Source organism: Rhizobium sp. 01T437, from assembly GCF_056398505.1.
In genome coordinates this window covers 83,728-101,333 of the sequence record NZ_JBFTPM010000004.1, presented here as the reverse complement: position 1 = coordinate 101,333, position 17,606 = coordinate 83,728, and the positions used below count along the sequence as shown (strand labels likewise).

General features: G+C 60.4%; 17 protein-coding genes. 8 read left to right on the top strand and 9 right to left on the bottom strand.

Going from position 1 to position 17,606, the window contains the following annotated elements; genetic code table 11:
* Positions 1–22: 22 nt before the first annotated feature.
* Both AC1DM5_RS09100 and AC1DM5_RS09095 read right to left on the bottom strand, forming a co-directional pair.
* A complete protein-coding gene (locus AC1DM5_RS09100; protein ID WP_477974975.1) occupies positions 23–511 on the bottom strand; it encodes a GrpB family protein in 489 nt (162 codons plus the stop codon).
* Between the two features lie 115 nt (positions 512–626).
* On the bottom strand, positions 627–1,523 hold the full coding sequence (locus tag AC1DM5_RS09095; protein ID WP_477818309.1) for a LysR family transcriptional regulator: 897 nt from the start codon (positions 1,521–1,523) through the stop codon (positions 627–629).
* 116 nt (positions 1,524–1,639) lie between these two features.
* Between AC1DM5_RS09095 and AC1DM5_RS09090 the strand changes: the two genes are divergently transcribed.
* Positions 1,640–2,833 (top strand): MFS transporter, encoded by a 1,194-nt coding sequence (locus tag AC1DM5_RS09090; protein ID WP_477818310.1) that lies wholly within the window; start codon positions 1,640–1,642, stop codon positions 2,831–2,833.
* A 26-nt stretch (positions 2,834–2,859) separates the two neighbouring features.
* Complete coding sequence (locus AC1DM5_RS09085) at positions 2,860–3,690, top strand: aldo/keto reductase (RefSeq protein WP_477818311.1); 831 nt, start codon at positions 2,860–2,862, stop codon at positions 3,688–3,690.
* Between the two features lie 113 nt (positions 3,691–3,803).
* On the opposite strand, the gene AC1DM5_RS09080 is transcribed toward AC1DM5_RS09085, so the two are convergent.
* From AC1DM5_RS09080 to AC1DM5_RS09070, 3 genes are all read right to left on the bottom strand, one after another.
* The gene (locus tag AC1DM5_RS09080) at positions 3,804–4,793 is read right to left on the bottom strand and encodes an NAD-dependent epimerase/dehydratase family protein (RefSeq protein ID WP_477818312.1); all 990 of its coding nucleotides are present in this window, start codon (positions 4,791–4,793) and stop codon (positions 3,804–3,806) included.
* A gap of 96 nt (positions 4,794–4,889) precedes the next feature.
* Positions 4,890–5,423 carry a helix-turn-helix domain-containing protein gene (locus AC1DM5_RS09075; protein ID WP_477974883.1) on the bottom strand — a complete coding sequence of 178 codons (534 nt, stop codon included), beginning with the start codon at positions 5,421–5,423 and terminating at the stop codon, positions 4,890–4,892.
* Positions 5,424–5,471: 48 nt separating this feature from the next.
* Positions 5,472–5,804: an ArsR/SmtB family transcription factor gene (locus AC1DM5_RS09070; RefSeq protein WP_477818314.1), complete on the bottom strand. Its 333-nt coding sequence runs from the start codon at positions 5,802–5,804 to the stop codon at positions 5,472–5,474.
* Between the two features lie 56 nt (positions 5,805–5,860).
* Here AC1DM5_RS09070 and AC1DM5_RS09065 point away from each other — a divergent pair, with 56 nt between their 5' ends.
* The 6 genes from AC1DM5_RS09065 (at position 5,861) to AC1DM5_RS09040 (ending at position 14,387) form a co-directional block, all read left to right on the top strand.
* Complete coding sequence (locus tag AC1DM5_RS09065) at positions 5,861–6,343, top strand: SRPBCC domain-containing protein (RefSeq protein ID WP_477818315.1); 483 nt, start codon at positions 5,861–5,863, stop codon at positions 6,341–6,343.
* 11 nt (positions 6,344–6,354) lie between these two features.
* Complete coding sequence (locus tag AC1DM5_RS09060) at positions 6,355–6,711, top strand: VOC family protein (protein WP_477818316.1); 357 nt, start codon at positions 6,355–6,357, stop codon at positions 6,709–6,711.
* 239 nt (positions 6,712–6,950) lie between these two features.
* Positions 6,951–7,976: a phosphogluconate dehydrogenase (NAD(+)-dependent, decarboxylating) gene (gene gnd, locus AC1DM5_RS09055; RefSeq protein WP_477818317.1), complete on the top strand. Its 1,026-nt coding sequence runs from the start codon at positions 6,951–6,953 to the stop codon at positions 7,974–7,976.
* Between the two features lie 147 nt (positions 7,977–8,123).
* The gene (locus AC1DM5_RS09050) at positions 8,124–10,199 is read left to right on the top strand and encodes a mechanosensitive ion channel family protein (RefSeq protein ID WP_477818318.1); all 2,076 of its coding nucleotides are present in this window, start codon (positions 8,124–8,126) and stop codon (positions 10,197–10,199) included.
* A 202-nt stretch (positions 10,200–10,401) separates the two neighbouring features.
* A complete protein-coding gene (gene mprF / locus AC1DM5_RS09045; protein ID WP_477818319.1) occupies positions 10,402–13,008 on the top strand; it encodes a bifunctional lysylphosphatidylglycerol flippase/synthetase MprF in 2,607 nt (868 codons plus the stop codon).
* Positions 13,005–14,387 carry a virulence factor family protein gene (locus AC1DM5_RS09040; protein ID WP_477818320.1) on the top strand — a complete coding sequence of 461 codons (1,383 nt, stop codon included), beginning with the start codon at positions 13,005–13,007 and terminating at the stop codon, positions 14,385–14,387. Before mprF ends, AC1DM5_RS09040 begins: the two co-directional genes overlap by 4 nt.
* A 61-nt stretch (positions 14,388–14,448) precedes the next feature.
* Here AC1DM5_RS09040 and AC1DM5_RS09035 read toward each other — a convergent pair whose 3' ends face one another.
* From AC1DM5_RS09035 to ruvB, 4 genes are all read right to left on the bottom strand, one after another.
* Positions 14,449–15,012: a DinB family protein gene (locus AC1DM5_RS09035; protein ID WP_477818321.1), complete on the bottom strand. Its 564-nt coding sequence runs from the start codon at positions 15,010–15,012 to the stop codon at positions 14,449–14,451.
* A 110-nt stretch (positions 15,013–15,122) separates the two neighbouring features.
* Positions 15,123–15,635, bottom strand: a complete 513-nt coding sequence (locus AC1DM5_RS09030; protein WP_477818322.1) for an NUDIX hydrolase — start codon at positions 15,633–15,635, stop codon at positions 15,123–15,125.
* A gap of 4 nt (positions 15,636–15,639) precedes the next feature.
* Positions 15,640–16,542 carry a metallophosphoesterase gene (locus tag AC1DM5_RS09025; RefSeq protein WP_477818323.1) on the bottom strand — a complete coding sequence of 301 codons (903 nt, stop codon included), beginning with the start codon at positions 16,540–16,542 and terminating at the stop codon, positions 15,640–15,642.
* Positions 16,543–17,580 (bottom strand): Holliday junction branch migration DNA helicase RuvB, encoded by a 1,038-nt coding sequence (gene ruvB, locus AC1DM5_RS09020; RefSeq protein WP_477974881.1) that lies wholly within the window; start codon positions 17,578–17,580, stop codon positions 16,543–16,545.
* Positions 17,581–17,606: the final 26 nt, after the last annotated feature.

Below are 17,606 nucleotides of genomic sequence, written 5' to 3'. Positions count from 1 at the left end.
TATCTTCCGACAAGTCCAGTTTTTAATCGCCTGGTGGCTCGCTCCAGCCGATGAGCTTCGCCCAGTCGTAGGCGCCTTCCACGATGATATCGAAGACCGGATCCTTGATGTCGTAATAGGCATCGGCATTGTCGGGGAAATAGCCTGCGAGGCGTTGCTTGATCAGCCCATAGGCGGCAGCGGCCGTCGGATGGGCGCGCAGGAAATCCCGGCAGAGAAGCGGATAACGCTGGTTGAAGCGGCCTTTTTCACGGATATGGATATTCGCAAGCCGGTTCGTGCTTTTGAAGAACAGCTTTCGCAACTCGCCTTCCGCCAAATCGAGACCCGGCGGGCAGTGGTCAGTCGCGAACGCGCGACGCTTGAAACCTTCCTTCTCGAATGCGGCATCATTGACCAGATCGAGAGCATCGACGCTCACCTGAATGTCGATGATGTCCTTCGCCGGAAGGTCCGGTACAGCGGTAGAGCCGATATGATGGATCGCTGCACCTGATGGTGCCGCACGCAGGAGAGCCTGCTTCAGGCTTTTGAAGTCGTCGATCCAGCTTTGTCGTGGCGCATGGAGCGCTCGCTATCGTTGCCCTGTGACAGGGCGATGACGGTGATCTTCAGCTATGGTCGGCCTATTGGATGTTCTTCACCAGAAAATCAATGAAGGCGCGGATGCGTGCCGCGAGATGCTCATGACCGGGATAGACGGCATGAATGAGCTCGATATCCTCGGGGTTATAGGCTTCCAGCACAGGCACCAGCGTTCCGTCATCGATATCCGGCTGCACATGGAACTGACCGACGCGGGCGAGGCCGAGACCGGCGAGGCAAAGGCTGCGCGCGGTCGGTCCGTTATTGGTTTCGAGGTTGCCGAAGACGGGTCTTGAAAAGCGGTCGCCGTTCCTGAGATCGCGGAACGGCCATTCCTCTGAGGTCGAGCGGAAGCTGAAGGTCAGGCAATTGTGGCGGTCGAGATCGTCGGGGCTTTCCGGCATGCCTTCCCGTTTCAGATAGGCAGGTGAGGCGACGATGACGCGGCGGCTTTCTAGCAGCTTGCGCGCCTTCAGCGAGGAATCGCGTAAGGCGCCCGAGCGAATGGCGATGTCGGCGCGCTCGCCGACGATATCGATGATGCCATCGCTGAGTGCGAGGTCGAGATCGACCTCGGGATAGAGTTTGAGGAAGTCGGGCACCAGCGGGACGATGTAGCGAACGCCAAAGGCGACCGAAGTGCTGACGCGCAGGCGGCCGCGCGCGACCGTCGTGCCGCCGGCTGAGACGGCGCGTTCCGTCTCCTCGATGTCCAAGAGGATGCGGCGGGAGCGTTCGAGATAGATTTCACCCTCCGGCGTCAGCTGCAGGGCGCGGGTAGTGCGCACAAGAAGACGTGTGCCGAGGCGATCCTCCAGCCGCGTGACGAGCTTGCTGACGGCAGAGGGCGAAAGCCTGAGCTTGCGACCGGCCGCGGAGAAGCTCTGTAGCTCGGCCACCTGTACAAAGACATCCATCTCGCCGATGCGGTTGTCCATCCGCTTCCTATCTTGAATTCAATTCACAACTGTTGAGCCATTATAGGCGATTATCGAACAAGTGCGCCACGCCCATATTCCGACCCGAACAAGAACCAAACCATCGGGTCACTCTCATGCCACTTGCTCTCTTTGCGTTGACGATCGCGGCCTATGCTATCGGGACCACGGAATTCGTCATCGTCGGCCTGCTGCCGACGGTTGCCAGCGACCTTCGCATCACCCTGCCGCTCGCCGGCCTCATCGTCAGCGTCTATGCGCTGGGTGTCACCTTCGGCGCACCCATCCTGACGGCGCTGACCGGACGGATCGAGCGCAAGCCGCTCATGCTTGGGCTGATGGCGCTCTTTATTATCGGCCATATTATCGCGGCGCTCAGCCCCGGTTATGAAGTGCTGCTGATTGCCCGCGTCGTCTCGGCCTTCGCGCACGGGGTATTCTTCTCCGTAGGTTCCACGATCGCTGCCGATCTGGTGCCGGAAAACCGCCGCGCATCGGCCATCGCGATGATGTTCATGGGCCTGACGGTCGCGATCGTCACCGGCGTGCCGCTCGGCACCTTTATCGGCCAGACCTTCGGTTGGCGCACCACCTTCGCTGCCGTTGCCGGCCTCGGTGTGATCGCTTTCGCAGGCATCGCCTTCCTGCTTCCGTCGAACCTCAAGAAGGCGCCGCCGGCCAGTATCGGTGAACAGATCCGCGTGCTTGCCACGGGCCGGCTGTTGCTCGTCTATGCGATGACGGCGCTGGGGTACGGCGGCACCTTCGTCGCCTTTACCTTCCTTGCGCCGATCCTGGAGCAGATCACCGGCTTTGCCTCCTCGGCCGTCGGCCTAATCCTGATGCTCTATGGCGTGGCGATTGCCGTCGGCAACGTCGTCGGCGGGCGCATCTCCAACCGCGATCCCGTCAAGGCGCTGACCTTCCTGTTCATCGCCCAAGCGCTCGTGCTGGTTCTCTTCGGTTTCACGGCCGTCTCGCCCTGGTTGACCATCCCGACGCTTGCGATCCTCGGGTTCCTGTCCTTCGCCAATGTGCCGGGTCTGCAGCTCTATGTCGTGCAGCTTGCACGTCAGCTGCAGCCGAATGCCGTCGATGTCGCCTCAGCGCTGAATATTGCCGCCTTTAATCTCGGCATTGCCATGGGCGCCTGGATCGGCGGTCTGGTGGTCGAGTCTCGTTTCGGACTGGGCGCCACGCCATTCGTTGCGGCAGGCCTCGTCACTGTTGCCCTTGGCCTTACCATCCGCAGTGGTGCCCTCGACCGCCGCTCCAGCCCGGCTGCAGCCGTTGCCTGCAGCGCCGCCTGATCTCTCCTCACTCGAAAGGAAACAGCATGAAATTCGTCAGTGCCAACGGCGCCTCCATTCCCGCCCTCGGCTTCGGCACGTTCCGCGTGCCGGGCCCGGATGCCGAACGCATGGTCTCACATGTGCTCGCCAACGGTTATCGCCATATCGATACCGCGCAGATCTACGGCAACGAGGCCGAGGTCGGCGAGGGTATCCACCGCTCCGACGCGGCCCGTGGCGATATCTTCCTGACCACCAAGGTCTGGGTCGAGAACTATAAGCGCGACGCCTTCATCGCTTCGGTCGATGAAAGCCTGAAGAAACTGAAGACAGATTATGTGGACCTGCTGCTGCTCCACTGGCCCAACGAGGCCGTGCCACTTGCCGAGCAGATCGGCGCGCTGAATGAAGTCGCGAAGGCAGGCAAGGTGCGCCATATCGGCGTGTCGAACTTCAACACGGATCTGATGCGCCAGGCCGTTGCGCTGAGCAGCCTGCCGATCGTGACGAACCAGGTGGAGTACCATCCCTATATCGATCAAACGCCGGTGCTGCGCGCTGCAAAGCCGCTCGATATGTCGGTGACGGCCTACTACGCCATGGCTGACGGCAAGGTGCTTGAGGATGCGGTGTTGAAGGCGATTGCCACCAAGCATGGCAAGTCGATTGCCCAGATCGTGCTCCGCTGGATCGTTCAGCAGGATCTGATCGCGCTTTCCAAGACCGTCTCAGAACAACGCGCACAGGAGAATGCGGCGATCTTCGATTTCGAGCTGACGTCGGAAGAGATGGCGGCGATCCATGGGTTGGCGAAACCCGATGGCCGTATCGTCAGCCCGGAAGGGTTAGCGCCGGCCTGGGACAAGGCAGCTTGAGAACGGGCGCTTCGGCGCCCGTTTCCCTATTTGCTATAGCTCAGGCAAGTTCGGCGATATCTGCAATGATCACCGGTTCGCCCCGCCGCAGACGGCCGGCCTCGCGGTCCTTATCAGCGACGCTGGAGCGGGTAAGGCCCATCCTCGAAAATCTGGTCGTGATAACCCTTTGCGCCGACGACAAGAGCGAGCGGACTTCTCCATTCCCTGCCGTCGCGCAGGCAATCGAGCACGTGCCGAAAATCATACTTCGGGTGCCAGCCGAGTTCCTGCCGGGCCAGCGCATTGACATAGACACGGTCGAAGTGCGGAAACATCGTCCAGCCGCGTGCCGCGTAAAGTGCGGCCATGCCGGGGAAAAGGCCCTCCACCGTCGCGCGCGCATCACGGCGCAGGTCGGCGAGATCGGCTTCGGTGAAGGGTGCCGTTGCCGAGACGATGTAGCGGCCGAAGCCGATGGACGGAGCTCTTTCCAGCGCCAGCAAATGGGCGTCGACCACATCCTCGATATCTACGCGCCGATACAGCAACTCGTTGGCTTGGGCATTTTCAGCGGAATAGCGGTTGCGGATATCGGGGTCGTCATCATTTTCCGGGAAGAATCGCGAAGTCCTTAGAATGACGACGGGCAGCGACATGTTGCGCGCGAAGAGTTCGCAGATGCCTTCGGCAGCGATCTTCGTAACGCCGTAGATATCGCGGGCAACGGGCAGAACATCCTCGGTGACCCAGGCGGCCGGTTCGCCTGCGGCTGGGCGCAGGGCCGCTCCGAAAGCGCTGGTGGTGCTGGTGAAGACGAAGCTTGTTACGCCAACAGCGACTGCCTGTTCGAGAAGGTTCATCGTGCCCGTGACGTTGGTATCGACGAAATCCTTGTTGGCGTGCGTTCCGACATGCGGCTTGTGCAGCGTGGCGGCGTGGATAACGGCGGTGATGCCTGTCATCGCGCGGCGGATGAAATCGGGATCGGTGATCGATCCGGTCAGATCAGTAAAAAGCGAGGGTTTGATATCGATGCCGCGCACCCGACGGCCCTGGTCCCTCAACGTCCGCATCAGCGCTTCGCCCAGATGGCCGGCGCTTCCCGTCACCAGTATCGTCATTCTGCGTCTCCAGACAGTTGGCGACGGACGCTAACAAAGGCCGCTTCGGTGCGACAACGCATAATTTATGCAGCAGGATACAGGAATTCTGCAGGCTCAGCCGATCGTTGTAACCAGCCTTGCGGCGCTGCCATCGGCCAGGAAGATGCGCTCCCAGAGCACACGCCCGGCGGCAATAGGCAGGTGCGGATTTCCGTTAGCGCCTGTCTCCAGTGTCAGCGAATTCATTTGGCCCTCATGCCAGCCGAGGCCGACGAGTTCGCCCTCCGTCTTCACGATCTCCTGCGACGCGTATGAGAACAGAGGCCTGTCCAGAAAATCGGAGAGCGGCAGGCGCCATTCGCTTTGCCGTGCACGGGAAGCGGCAAGAAGCCGGTGGGTGCGGTCGCAGATGAGATGAACCTTGCTCCGGGAATGTTCGACCAGCCGTTTCAATGCGGCATCGGCGGAGGATGATGGGGAAGTGAGGATGCTTTCCAGCCGCCTTGCCTGATCGACGGTGACTGGCAGGATGCCGCGCTCCCAGCGGGAGACGGTCGCCTGGTTGACGGCGAGCAATTCCGCCAGATGCTCCTGCTTCATATTGCGCAGCCGGCGCATGCGACGGATGGCAGATCCCGATATCGGCATGGTTCCTCTCCCTCTTTATCATAGAGCCGCGACGATTGCCGCCGCAAGTTAGCGGGAAGGGTTGTCGAGGTCGCTCTTCAGCCGATCAAGAATGGACAATGCGTGGCCGGCATAGGCGCTGATCCAGCGGTCGTGAATCTGCTTGATCGGCAGGCTGTTCAGATGGTTCCAGCGCTCCCTTCCTTCCTTCCTGGCAATCACCAGATCGGCTTCCTCCAGCACCTTCAAATGCTGCATGACAGTGCAGCGATCCAACTCCGGGAATGCTTCGCAGAGCGCGCCGGTCGTGCGCGGCTCATCCTTCAGAAGGTCGAGAATATCGCGGCGGCGGCGATGCGCCAGCGCCTTGAAAATGGGGTCGTCATCCGATTCGCTTGACATGTTATGTTTTTATAACATAATTGAGCCAGATACAACGGAGAAGAGGAGGAAGTCGCATGTCCCTCAATATTCGCGTCTCGGGCCGCATCGGCCGCCCGGTGGCCGATGTCTTCGATGCAGTCGTCAATCCGAAGAAACTGTCGAGCTATTTCACCACGGTGGGCGGTGCCAGCGCGCCGCTGGTGCAGGGCACGACGGTGACCTGGTGGAAAGATGTGCCGGTCGAAGTGGTCGAGCTCGTGCCTGACAGCAAGATCGTGCTGCGCTGGGACGGCGCAACGGACGAGGAGAAGAAGCCTTACAAAACGCTCGTAGAGATGAATTTCAAACCGCTTGATGACGGTGGCACCATGGTGACCATCGCCGAGGATGGCTGGCGTGAGGATGAGCCGGGGCGCCGCGGAACCTACCAGAATCTCGAAGGCTGGACGCAGATGTTCTGCTGCATGAAGGCCTTCGTCGAATACGGCATCAATCTGCGCGAAGGCATGTTCCTCAGCGAGATGCGGGGTGAGCAGGCCAAAGCGCAGGAAGGTTGAGGGGAAGCGTCATGAACGATCTGATCTATGGCGGCGTCGACATCGCGATGAAGGTTCCGCCGCATCAGTATGAAGCCACCGTTTCCTTCTATCGCAACATCGTGAAGCTGAAAGAAATCGAAGGGGACGATATTTCCTTCGAGCTTGGGCCGATCCGGCTTTGGATCGACCGTGTCGAGACCATGAGCCAGGCCGAGCTCTGGCTGGAATTCATGACGCCGGATTTCGACCGTGCGGCGGAGTACCTGGAGAAGGCCGGTGTTCCGCGCTGCGATCCCATCGAGCCACTGCCACCCAATCTTCGCGGTGGCTGGATCCTCAACCCAACTGGCATCGTACATCTGGTACGGGAGACCAGCCGCAATTAGCGGCGAGCTGAACCGGTGCCGAGCGGGCAGAAGATCATATAGCCGCCGATGAGGCGGCTATATGTCTGTTGGAGGCTTGGAATTACGCCCTAAAGACGGCAGATTGCTAGGTGCGGAAGGCATAGCCCTGCGCAAGGTGCAATAGACGCACTCGCTTTCGTGACAGAGACTTCGCTTGCCTGTCACGATGCGGGTGTTAGTTTCCGGAATCATATCGATTAAATCCCAGGAGATTTCAGATGCAGCTTGGCATGGTAGGTTTGGGCCGTATGGGCAATTACATGGTCCAGCGCTTGATGCGGGGCGGCCACGAATGCGTGGTCTATGACGCCAAGCCGGAAAGCGTCGCCGAGCTCGTTGGTCTCGGCGCAGACGGCAGTGGCTCGCTCGAAGAATTCGTCTCGAAGCTCGCGCGTCCGCGCGCCGTCTGGCTGATGCTGCCGGCTGCGATCACCGACAAGGTGATCGCCTCGATCGTTCCACTGCTGCATGACGGCGATATCCTGATCGACGGCGGCAACTCCTATTATCATGATGACATCCGCCGTGGCGCGGAACTCATCACCAAGGGCATCCACTATGTCGACGTCGGCACCAGCGGCGGCGTGTTCGGTCTCGAACGCGGCTATTGCCTGATGATAGGCGGCGAGAAGGGTATCGTGCAGCATCTGTCGCCGATCTTCGCAACGCTGGCGCCGGGCAACGGCACCGCGGAAGCCTCGCCGAACCGCACGCCGGAAGCTGCAGCTCTCAGCACCGCCGAGCAGGGTTTCCTGCATTGCGGCCCGCATGGCGCCGGCCACTTCGTGAAAATGGTTCATAACGGCATCGAATATGGTCTGATGGCCGCCTATGCCGAAGGCCTCAATATCCTGAAGCACGCCAATGTCGGCGCCCTGACGCACGAGGCCGATGCCGAGACGGCGCCGCTCTCCCATCCGGAATATTACCAGTACGATTTCAACCTGCCGGAAATTTCCGAAGTCTGGCGCCGCGGAAGCGTCATCACCTCCTGGCTGCTCGACCTGACGGCCGATGCGTTACACAAGGACCCGGCCCTTACCCAATATGCGGGTCGTGTTTCGGACTCCGGCGAAGGCCGCTGGACGATCATGGCTGCCATCGACGAAAGCGTGCCGACTCCGGTGCTCAGCGCTGCACTGCACGGCCGTTTCTCCTCGCGCGACCAGGACGAGTTCGCCAACAAGGTGCTTTCGGCCATGCGTGCCGGCTTCGGCGGCCATGCCGAGAAGTCGCACAAGTAATCTAAGCGCATTGATTTATGCCAGCCGCCGGTCCGCGAGGTCCGGCGGTTTTCTTTTGGTCGTCACTGCAGCCTAGACCGTTTGTTCGTCTGGCTTTTCCGCTGCAGCACTTGCATAAATGCCTGACGTGTAAAACCGGAGGCGGGCATGGGGCGAATTTCTGCGATCGGCATCTGCAGCATCATGATGCTGCTTTCTCTTTTCAGCGCCGTTTCCGCACAGACGACGCCGGCAGCTTCCGCTGACGTTGCGCCACCGCCTGCCCAGGTGCGGCAGATGATGGAGCTGATGCAGACGCCGGAGGTCAAGCAATGGATGGCGACGCAGATGGCGGCGCCGGCAGCTTCTGACGGCAATGACCAGGAAATGTCGATACTGTCCGACCGCCTTCAGCATGCCCGCCGACACATCGCCATGGTGTCTGGTGCGGCCATGACGCTGCCATCCGAAATCGCGCGGGCTTCATCGCTTTTTCTTGGCGAATTGAGAGCAGCCGGCCCACTTCGCATGGCGGCGCAATTTCTCGCTATCCTCGTTACCGGATTCATCGTCGAAATCCTGGTGCGCAGGGCCGTGCGTGAAAGGCGGGAGCGAGCAGCGCAGATGACCGGCACGCGGCTGGCCGCGCGCGTTATTCCCGCCATCGTCTTCGGTCTCGCAACGGGGCTTGCGTTGGTCAGCTTCAACTGGCCACCGGTCAGCCAGAATATAGCGATCGCGATCGCCATCGCTGTCGTCGTGCAGCGTTTCGCCGTTTCCATCGGTGGTGTCATCGTCGATCTCGTCACCCTGCCGCGCGGCGAGGGCGAGACCGTTGCAGTTGACCCCGCCGTCGCGCAATTCTGGTTTCGGCGCTGCACGTTATTCGTCATCTATTTCGTTTTCGGCTGGGTCGTTCTCCAAGCGATGGAGCCGCTGGGCTATTCGATGGCCACCCGATATCTGGTCGGCTATGTGCTGGGCATCGGTCTTTTCCTGATCGCGACCGAAGCAGTCTGGTCACGACCGGGAAATGAAACGCGGCGCAGCCATGCCGTCACCTGGCTGCTGACCCTTTATTTCGTACTGCTCTGGGGCATCTGGGTCTTGAGCTTCGATTGGCTCCTCTGGGTATTGATCTATCTCCTGCTGCTGCCGCGAGTGCTGGCCGTATCGACGCTCGCCGTCAAATCCTTCCACCATGCCGAAGCGGGCTTCCTTGCCCAGCGGCGCATTGCGACCGTGTTGCTTGATCGCGGTGTGCGGGCTCTGATCATCGCCTTTGCGGCGATCTGGCTTGGGCGCATGCTCGGCGTCGAAACTGCTATGATGATGACGTCGAACGAAACGATGATCGACCGGGTGGTGCGCGGCATCATCGGCGGCATCGTCATCCTGCTTGCGGCAGACCTGCTCTGGCATCTCGTCAAGGCCTATATCGACGGCAAGCTACTGGATTCTCCTGTCGATGGCCCAATCGGCGACGAGGAGAAAGTCAAGCGCGCCCGTCTGCAGACGTTGCTGCCGATCTTCCGCAACATCATCGCGGTCGTTATCGCCCTGATCGCGGCCCTTATGGTGCTCTCGGGCGTCGGTATCGAAATCGGGCCGCTGATTGCCGGCGCCGGTGTCGTCGGCGTTGCGGTTGGCTTCGGCGCGCAGACCATCGTCAAGGATGTCATCAGCGGCATGTTCTATTTGTGGGACGATGCCTTCCGCGTCGGCGAATATATCGAAAGCGGCAGCCACAAGGGCGTGGTCGAAGCCTTCAGCCTGCGTTCCGTTAAACTCCGCCATCACCGCGGGCCGCTGACGACGGTGCCTTTCGGGGAGCTTGGGGCCGTCAAGAACCTCAACCGCGATTGGACGATCGACAAGATAAGCCTGAACGTGACCTACGACACCGACCTCGTGAAGACGAAGAAGATCATCAAGCAGATCGGCCAGCAGCTTCTCGAAAACCCCGAGTGGGGTCCGAATATCATCGAAACGCTGAAGATGAAGGGTGTGGAGCAGTTCGGTGAATTCGCAATCGAGCTCCGCCTTTCTATGATGACCAAACCCGGCGAGCAGTTCGTCATCCGCCGCAATGCACTGGCGATGATCCGCAATGCCTTCAAGGAGAACGGCATCGAATTCGCCGTTCCGACAGTGCAGGTTTCTGGCGAGCGCGAGATTGAGGCGAACGTTGCCGCAGCGCGTTACGCGGCTCAAGCCCGTGGCGGGGGTGAGCCGGCGGCCTGATCTTCAAATGCAAGGCGAAGCTTACGAAATTGCAATGCGATCAAGCCTGTGCACTGCGCAAATTTGCCCCAATTGAGGATGAAGGAGGCGGCAAGTGCGCGGGTGTGGGTAGCCGCAACATGGTTCATAGAGCTTGCATGTTGCTTATGTTACGTCTCTCAAAAGAGATTCCCGCCAGATTGGCAATTGCAGCAGGTACGAGATGTCGGGTCACGGCAAGTTGGAAGAGAATTCAGAGACTGATGAGGGCTTTTCCTTTGGCGCAGTTTTCCGGCGCTATCGCACGCCGCTGACGGCTCTTGCCACGCTCCTCATTTTTTGCCTTGTCGGCTACGCGATCATGCAGCTGACAGATGAAGTGCGCTATGACGACGTCGTCGAGGCCCTGGCGGAAACCCGGCTGAGTTCGATCCTGCTCGCCCTGTTCTTTACCGCGCTGAGCTTTATGGCACTCGTCTTCTACGATCTCAACGCAATCGAGTATATCGGCAAGCGGCTGCCTTTTCCGCATGTCGCGCTCACGGCCTTCAGTGCCTATGCGGTCGGTAACACCGCTGGTTTCGGCGCGCTTTCGGGTGGAGCGATCCGTTACCGCGCCTATACGCGGCTTGGGCTTTCGCCCGAAGATATCGGCCGCGTCATCGCCTTCGTGACGCTGTCCTTCGGCCTCGGTCTTGCTGCCGTGTCGGCGATCGCGCTTCTCATCATCGCCGATGAGATCGCGCCGCTGATCAGTGTCAGCAGCCTGTGGCTTCGTATCATCGCGGCTGTCATCCTGGCGATTCTCGGCTCTCTCATGATCATCGGCCGCGAGGGCCGGGTGATCGAAATCGGTTCGATCGCACTTCGCCTGCCGGATTCGCGCACCTGGTCCCGTCAGTTCCTGGTTACCGCCTTCGATATCGCAGCCTCCGCCACGGTGCTTTACGTGCTCCTTCCACAGACGGCGATCGGCTGGCCGGTGTTCCTGGCGGTTTATGCAATTGCCGTCGGGCTTGGCGTGCTGAGCCATGTTCCGGCTGGGCTCGGTGTCTTCGAGACTGTCATCATCGCCTCGCTCGGCAGCGCGGTGAATATCGATGCCGTTCTCGGCTCATTGGTGCTCTATCGCCTAATCTATCACGTCTTGCCGCTGCTGATCGCCATCCTCGCGGTTTCGGCGACCGAGCTCCGCCGCTTCGTGGATCATCCGGCCGCTTCCAGCGTGCGGCGCATCGGCGGGCGGCTGATGCCGCAGCTTCTTTCGGCGCTGGCGCTGCTCCTGGGCGTCATGCTGATCTTTTCGAGCGTGACGCCGACGCCCGATCAGAACCTCGAATTCCTCTCCAACTATCTGCCGCTGCCGATGGTGGAGGGCGCGCATTTCCTCTCCAGTCTGCTCGGCCTTGCACTTGTCGTTGCCGCCCGTGGACTCGGCCAGCGGCTCGATGGTGCCTGGTGGGTAGCGGTGTTTTCTGCCGTTGCCGCTCTGACGCTCTCTCTGCTGAAGGCGATTGCCCTTGTCGAGGCGGCCTTCCTCGCCTTTCTGGTCTTCGGCTTGTTCGTCAGCCGCCGGCTCTTTACCCGCCATGCTTCGCTTCTCAACCAGGCGATGACGGCATCCTGGCTGATGGCGATTGCCGTGATCATCGTCGGCGCAGTTGTCATCCTGCTCTTCGTCTATCGCGATGTGGAATACAGCAACCAACTCTGGTGGCAGTTTGAATTCGCGGCGGAAGCGCCGCGCGGCTTGCGTGCCGTACTCGGCATCAGCATCATTTCCTCGGCGATCGCCATTTTCAGCCTGTTGCGGCCAGCGACCTTCAAGCCGGAGCCGGCGGATGAGGAGGCGGTTCGCCGCGCTGTCGAGATCGTCGAGAAACAGGACAGTGCGGACGCCAATCTGGTGCGCATGGGCGACAAGTCCATCATGTTCTCGGAAATGGGCGATGCCTTCATCATGTATGGCCGGCAGGGCCGCTCGTGGATCGCGCTGTTCGATCCGATCGGCGATCATCATGCCGTGCAGGAACTGGTCTGGCGCTTCGTGGAAGCGGCGCGCGCGGCCGGCTGCCGCGCCGTCTTCTACCAGATTTCGCCGGCGCTGCTCTCGCACTGTGCGGATGCGGGCCTGCGCGCCTTCAAGCTCGGCGAGCTTGCAGTGGCTGATCTGCATACCTTCGAGATGAAGGGCGGCAAATGGGCGAACTTGCGCCAGACCGCAAGCCGCGCCCAGCGCGACGGTCTGGAATTCAGCGTTGTCGAACCCGTCGATATCCCCGGAATCATCGACGATCTCTCGGCCGTTTCCAACGCGTGGCTCGAGCATCACAATGCCAAGGAGAAGGGCTTCTCGCTCGGCGCCTTCGACCCGGACTATGTGACGTCGCAGCCAGTGGGCGTTCTCAAGAAGGACGGCCGGATCGTTGCTTTTGCCAATATCCTTGTCACTGCGGCGAAAGAGGAGGGGACGATCGACCTGATGCGCTTCTCGCCTGATGCGCCGAAGGGGTCCATGGACTTCCTGTTCGTGCAGATCATGGAATATCTGCGCGCCCAGGGTTTTACGCATTTCAACCTCGGCATGGCGCCCCTCTCCGGCATGTCGAAACGCGAGGTGGCGCCCGTTTGGGACCGTATCGGCGGTACCGTCTTCGAACACGGCGAGCGCTTCTACAACTTCAAGGGGCTTCGCGCCTTCAAATCCAAGTTTCATCCGCACTGGCAACCGCGCTATCTTGCGGTTTCAGGAGGGGGCAATCCGATGATCGCATTGATGGATGCGACATTTCTGATCGGGGGCGGATTGAAAGGGGTAGTGAGAAAATGATGAAAAAGTTACTGTTTGCTGCTGCGTGCGTCAGCATGCTCGCGGCCGCGCCGTCTTATGCTGCGGATGAAACCACCCATAGCTTCGAGACTGGCCTTATCCCTTCGCCGCATATCTTCCTGCCTCAGGGCGAGGTCAAGGGCGCTGTCTTTCTGATTTCGGATGCAGCCGGCTGGGGAGACAATGAAAAGGCCGAAACAGACCGTCTGGTTTCGCAGGGTTCCGTCGTTATCGGCGTTGATTTTCCGTCCTATATGGAAGCGCTGAATCGCTATGACGTCAGTCTCAACGATGGCTGCATCTACACGGTTTCCGATATTGAGTCGCTCAGCCAGCAGGTGCAGCGCGCCGCCGGCAACAGCCCCTATCACCTGCCGATCGTTGCCGGCATCGGCGAAGGCGGCGCGCTGGCGCTTGCCATTGCCGCACAGACACCCGATGCGACGATCGGTCAGACATTTGCCGTCGATCCGCATGCCGGCATTCCGTTGAGCAAGGAGCTCTGCACCCCGGCCACGAGGAAGGTGGTCGGCGACCGCAGTGTTTATGGGCTCACCGATGGCGCTCTGCCGGATCCTGTTATCGCCACCTTTACACCTGCGGCAGACAAGGACGGTCGCATTCACGTGGAGGATCTGAAGAAGGCGCATGAGGCGATCGATATCCGTGATTCGTCCGATGATGCACAGACTGTGTTTGCCGATACGCTCGACGATCTGGTGACGGCTTCGGGCGCCTTCGACAATCCGCTCGGCCTGCCGCTTGCCATTCTCGACGCCAAGCCGAACCTCGATACGATGGCCGTGATCTATTCCGGCGACGGCGGCTGGCGGGATATCGACAAGGAAGTAGGTGGCATGCTGCAGAAGGAAGGCATTCCCGTCGTCGGCATCGACTCGCTGCGCTATTTCTGGACGGAGCGGAAGCCGCAGGAAACGGCCGACGATCTCTCCCGTATCATCGAATTCTACCGCAAACAGTGGAAGGTGAAGCACGTCCTGCTGATCGGCTATTCGTTCGGCGCGGATATCCTGCCCGCTACCTATCAGCTTCTGAAACCTGCGGAAAAGGCGGCAGTAGCGCAGATTTCGCTTCTGTCGATGTCGCACCAGGTCGATTACGTCATTTCCGTCATGGGCTGGCTCGGCCAGAAGACGGATGGGGCAGGCGGCGATCCCATCAAGGATCTCAAGGGCGCTGATCCGAAGCTCGTCCAATGCGTTTACGGCAAGGATGATGATGACGACGTGGCTTGCCCCGCCGTCAAGGATGTTGGCGGCGAGGTCATCGAGCTGCCGGGCGATCATCACTTTGACGAAAATTACGATCTTCTGACGAAGACGATCATTAATGGCCTGAAGGCGCGCCTCAAAGGCTGAGTATTTCTGGCTCACGCAATTCCGAACGCAAAACCGCTGCGCACTTTTTGCTGGAATTGCTTTAACGCATCAGCATCTGTTCACTCCAGCCAAGGGCGGCGATCTCGCCGCCCCGAAACCTCGCATCGTCGTCGACGATGAATTCGTCGAGTTGTGGCGGAGCGACGCTGCTGCCGGCCAGCATGGCATGCACCTGTCCGCGGTGATGCGTCTGATGCTGGAAAAGGTGGCTTAGTACATCCTCCATACGTTCTCGCTGGATGCGACCATCGCGCTGAAGCTCCACGGTCGAAGCAAGCTTCTCGGGTGTCAGCCCTTCGCAGAGTGCAACAAGGCGCTGGTCGACCTTCGCCTGTTCTGCGAAGAGCGATCGGATATCATCAAAGGGTTCTTCGATGTCGAAAGCGCCAAGGCCGAGCGTACCGCCTTCCAGCCCATCGACATAGAACCAGTCGACTGTGAGGATGTGGTTCAGCGTCGATTTGATCGACGGGAAAAAGCTTGTGCGCGTGGCCTCGAACTCACCGGACTTGAGGGTTGCGCAGGCGGCAAGAAGCCGGTTGTTCGCCAGGGCATTGTTGTAGGCGAGCTTTCGGAACATGCGGCAGGGGTCGAAACTCGGCATCGCGTCTCCTCCTCAGAGCATTTCCGTTTTTCGCCGAAAGACGAAAATGCTTTATCTCTTTGTTTTCACGCAACTCTGAGCGCAAAACCGATTTCACACTCTTGATGGAATTAGTCCTTGTCGTCGAGATCGCCGTCGCGCCACACGAGATGACGGGGTGCGGCAGGCAGGTTTTCAATCTCGCCGGCAAGGAAATAGGGCGGAATGTCGAGCGCGGTCAGGGCCTGGAATGTTGCGGGTACCCATTTGAATTCGAGATGGTTGTCGCCATCCTCCACCCGATGAATGATCTCGTGCGTGCGGAACGGGAAATTCTCGGGTATTTCCATCAGATAGTAGAAGCCGAGTTCGTGCCACTCGCGACCTTCATAGTGGAAGAAGTTCTCGACGATCCAGAGCAGGCGACCGACGGTCACCTCGACACCGAGCTCCTCCATCATCTCCCGCTTCAATGTTTCCTCCGAGGTCTCGCCAATCTCGGCCCGACCGCCGGGGATGGTCCAGAAAGGTTCGTGAACCGCGCGATGGACAAGCAGGTGCCCGTCACGAAAGCCGAGCCCGGCGATGCGGTAATTGAAGCGCTGACTGCCTGCATTGAGGCGAACGACGGTTCGCTTGGGCATGACGTTATCCGAGATCGATGACGACAATTTCCGGCGGAACGCCGAAGCGGATAGGGGCCATGGAGCAGCCGAGCCCGCCGGAGACGATAATATTACGGCCGTTTTCGACGATATGGCCATAGGCATAACGGTCGCCATAGCGCGAGGGCACGACTGGCGAATAGCCGAAAAGGCGGATCTGTCCTCCATGCGTATGGCCGGACAGGGTCAGCGATACTCGTTCGGGCACGCGCGGAAATATATCGGGCTCGTGGGCAAGCAGGATAACGGGCGCGTCGTCGGAAACCTGCGCAAGCGTTCCGCCGAGATCGTCGAGGCCTTGCATCCGGCTGCGGCCCCATTTCCTGCCCGGCAGGAGCGCCAGCTGGTCCTCCAGACCTGCCAGCCAAAAGCCGTTCCCGTCCTTTTCCAACCGGGTGGCACGGTTGCTGTAAACGGGGATGCCCGCTTCGGCCAAGGCTCTGTGCCCGAAAGTATCGCCTCCGCCATTCTTCTGCGCGGTCCTGTCCTCCCACCAATCATGGTTACCCATGATCGCATGGACGCCGAGCGGGGCCTTGAGCGTAGCCAGCGCCTTCGACCATTCACTGGAATGGACATAACGCGTCACCATGTTCATGCCGGCCGCGTAATCGCCAAGCAGGAGCGTGATATCGCCCCCCAGTTCGTTGGCGTGGGCGCAGATCGAGGCGATGCGGGCTGCGGACATCCAGGGTTCGCAGGCGTGGAGATCAGCAAGTGCGACAAGCCGCAGCTTCAGGCCGGGTGTCCACCCTGGCGGGGTCAGCGCGTAACGGGAAATCGCTGGCCGGGCGAGTGGTTCATAGGCGAAGGCATATCCGCCGAGTGCCATGAGGCCGGCAAAGCTGCCGCCCATGAGTTTGAAAAAGCTGCGCCGGCTGATCAATCAATCGTCCTCCCGGAACAACCCGAACTGAGCAGCCTCCATATCCTTCGGCGGCTGCATGCCGAGATGTTTCCATGCGATTGCGGTCAGAACGCGGCCACGCGGCGTGCGCTGGATAAAACCCTGCTGGATCATATAGGGCTCGATAATGTCTTCGATCGCATCGCGCGGCTCGGAGAGGCCGGCGGCGATGGTTTCGATGCCGACCGGGCCGCCGCCGAAATTGAYGGCGATCATGTTGAGGTAGCGCTTGTCGAGCTGGTCGAGGCCCATATTGTCGACCAGAAGGCGGGTCAGCGCCTCGTCGGCGATCTCGCGGGTGACTGCTTCGGCTCTTGCTACTTCGGCGAAGTCGCGCACGCGGCGCAACAGGCGGCCGGCGATGCGCGGCGTGCCGCGGGCGCGCCGCGCGATCTCGCGGGCGCCGTCATCGGTCATGCCAAGGCCCATCAGGCGGGCGCCGCGGCGGACGATCAGTTCCAGCTCCTCCACCGTATAGAAGGAGAGGCGCACCGGAATGCCGAAACGGTCGCGCAACGGTGTCGTCAGCAGGCCGAGGCGGGTGGTGGCGGCAACAAGCGTGAATTTCGACAGGTCGATCTTCACCGAGCGGGCAGCAGGGCCTTCGCCGATGATGAGGTCGAGCTGGAAATCTTCCATGGCGGGATAGAGGATTTCCTCGACGGCCGGGTTGAGGCGATGGATTTCGTCGATGAAGAGAACGTCGCGCTCTTCGAGATTGGTCAGCAGAGCGGCCAGATCGCCGGCCTTCGCGATGACAGGGCCGGAGGTCGAGCGGAAATTGACGCCGAGTTCCTTCGCCATGATCTGCGCCAATGTCGTCTTGCCAAGGCCGGGCGGGCCGACGAAGAGAACGTGGTCCAGCGCCTCGCCGCGGTTTTTGGCCGCTTCGATGAAGATCTTGAGATTGGCGCGCGCCTCCGCCTGGCCGGTGAATTCGTCCAGAGACTGCGGGCGCAGCGTGGTGTCAAAGTCTTCGCCACGCTTTTCCGGCGTTATCAGGCGGGCATCAGTCATTGGGTATTTCCGTTAGAAGCTTGCTC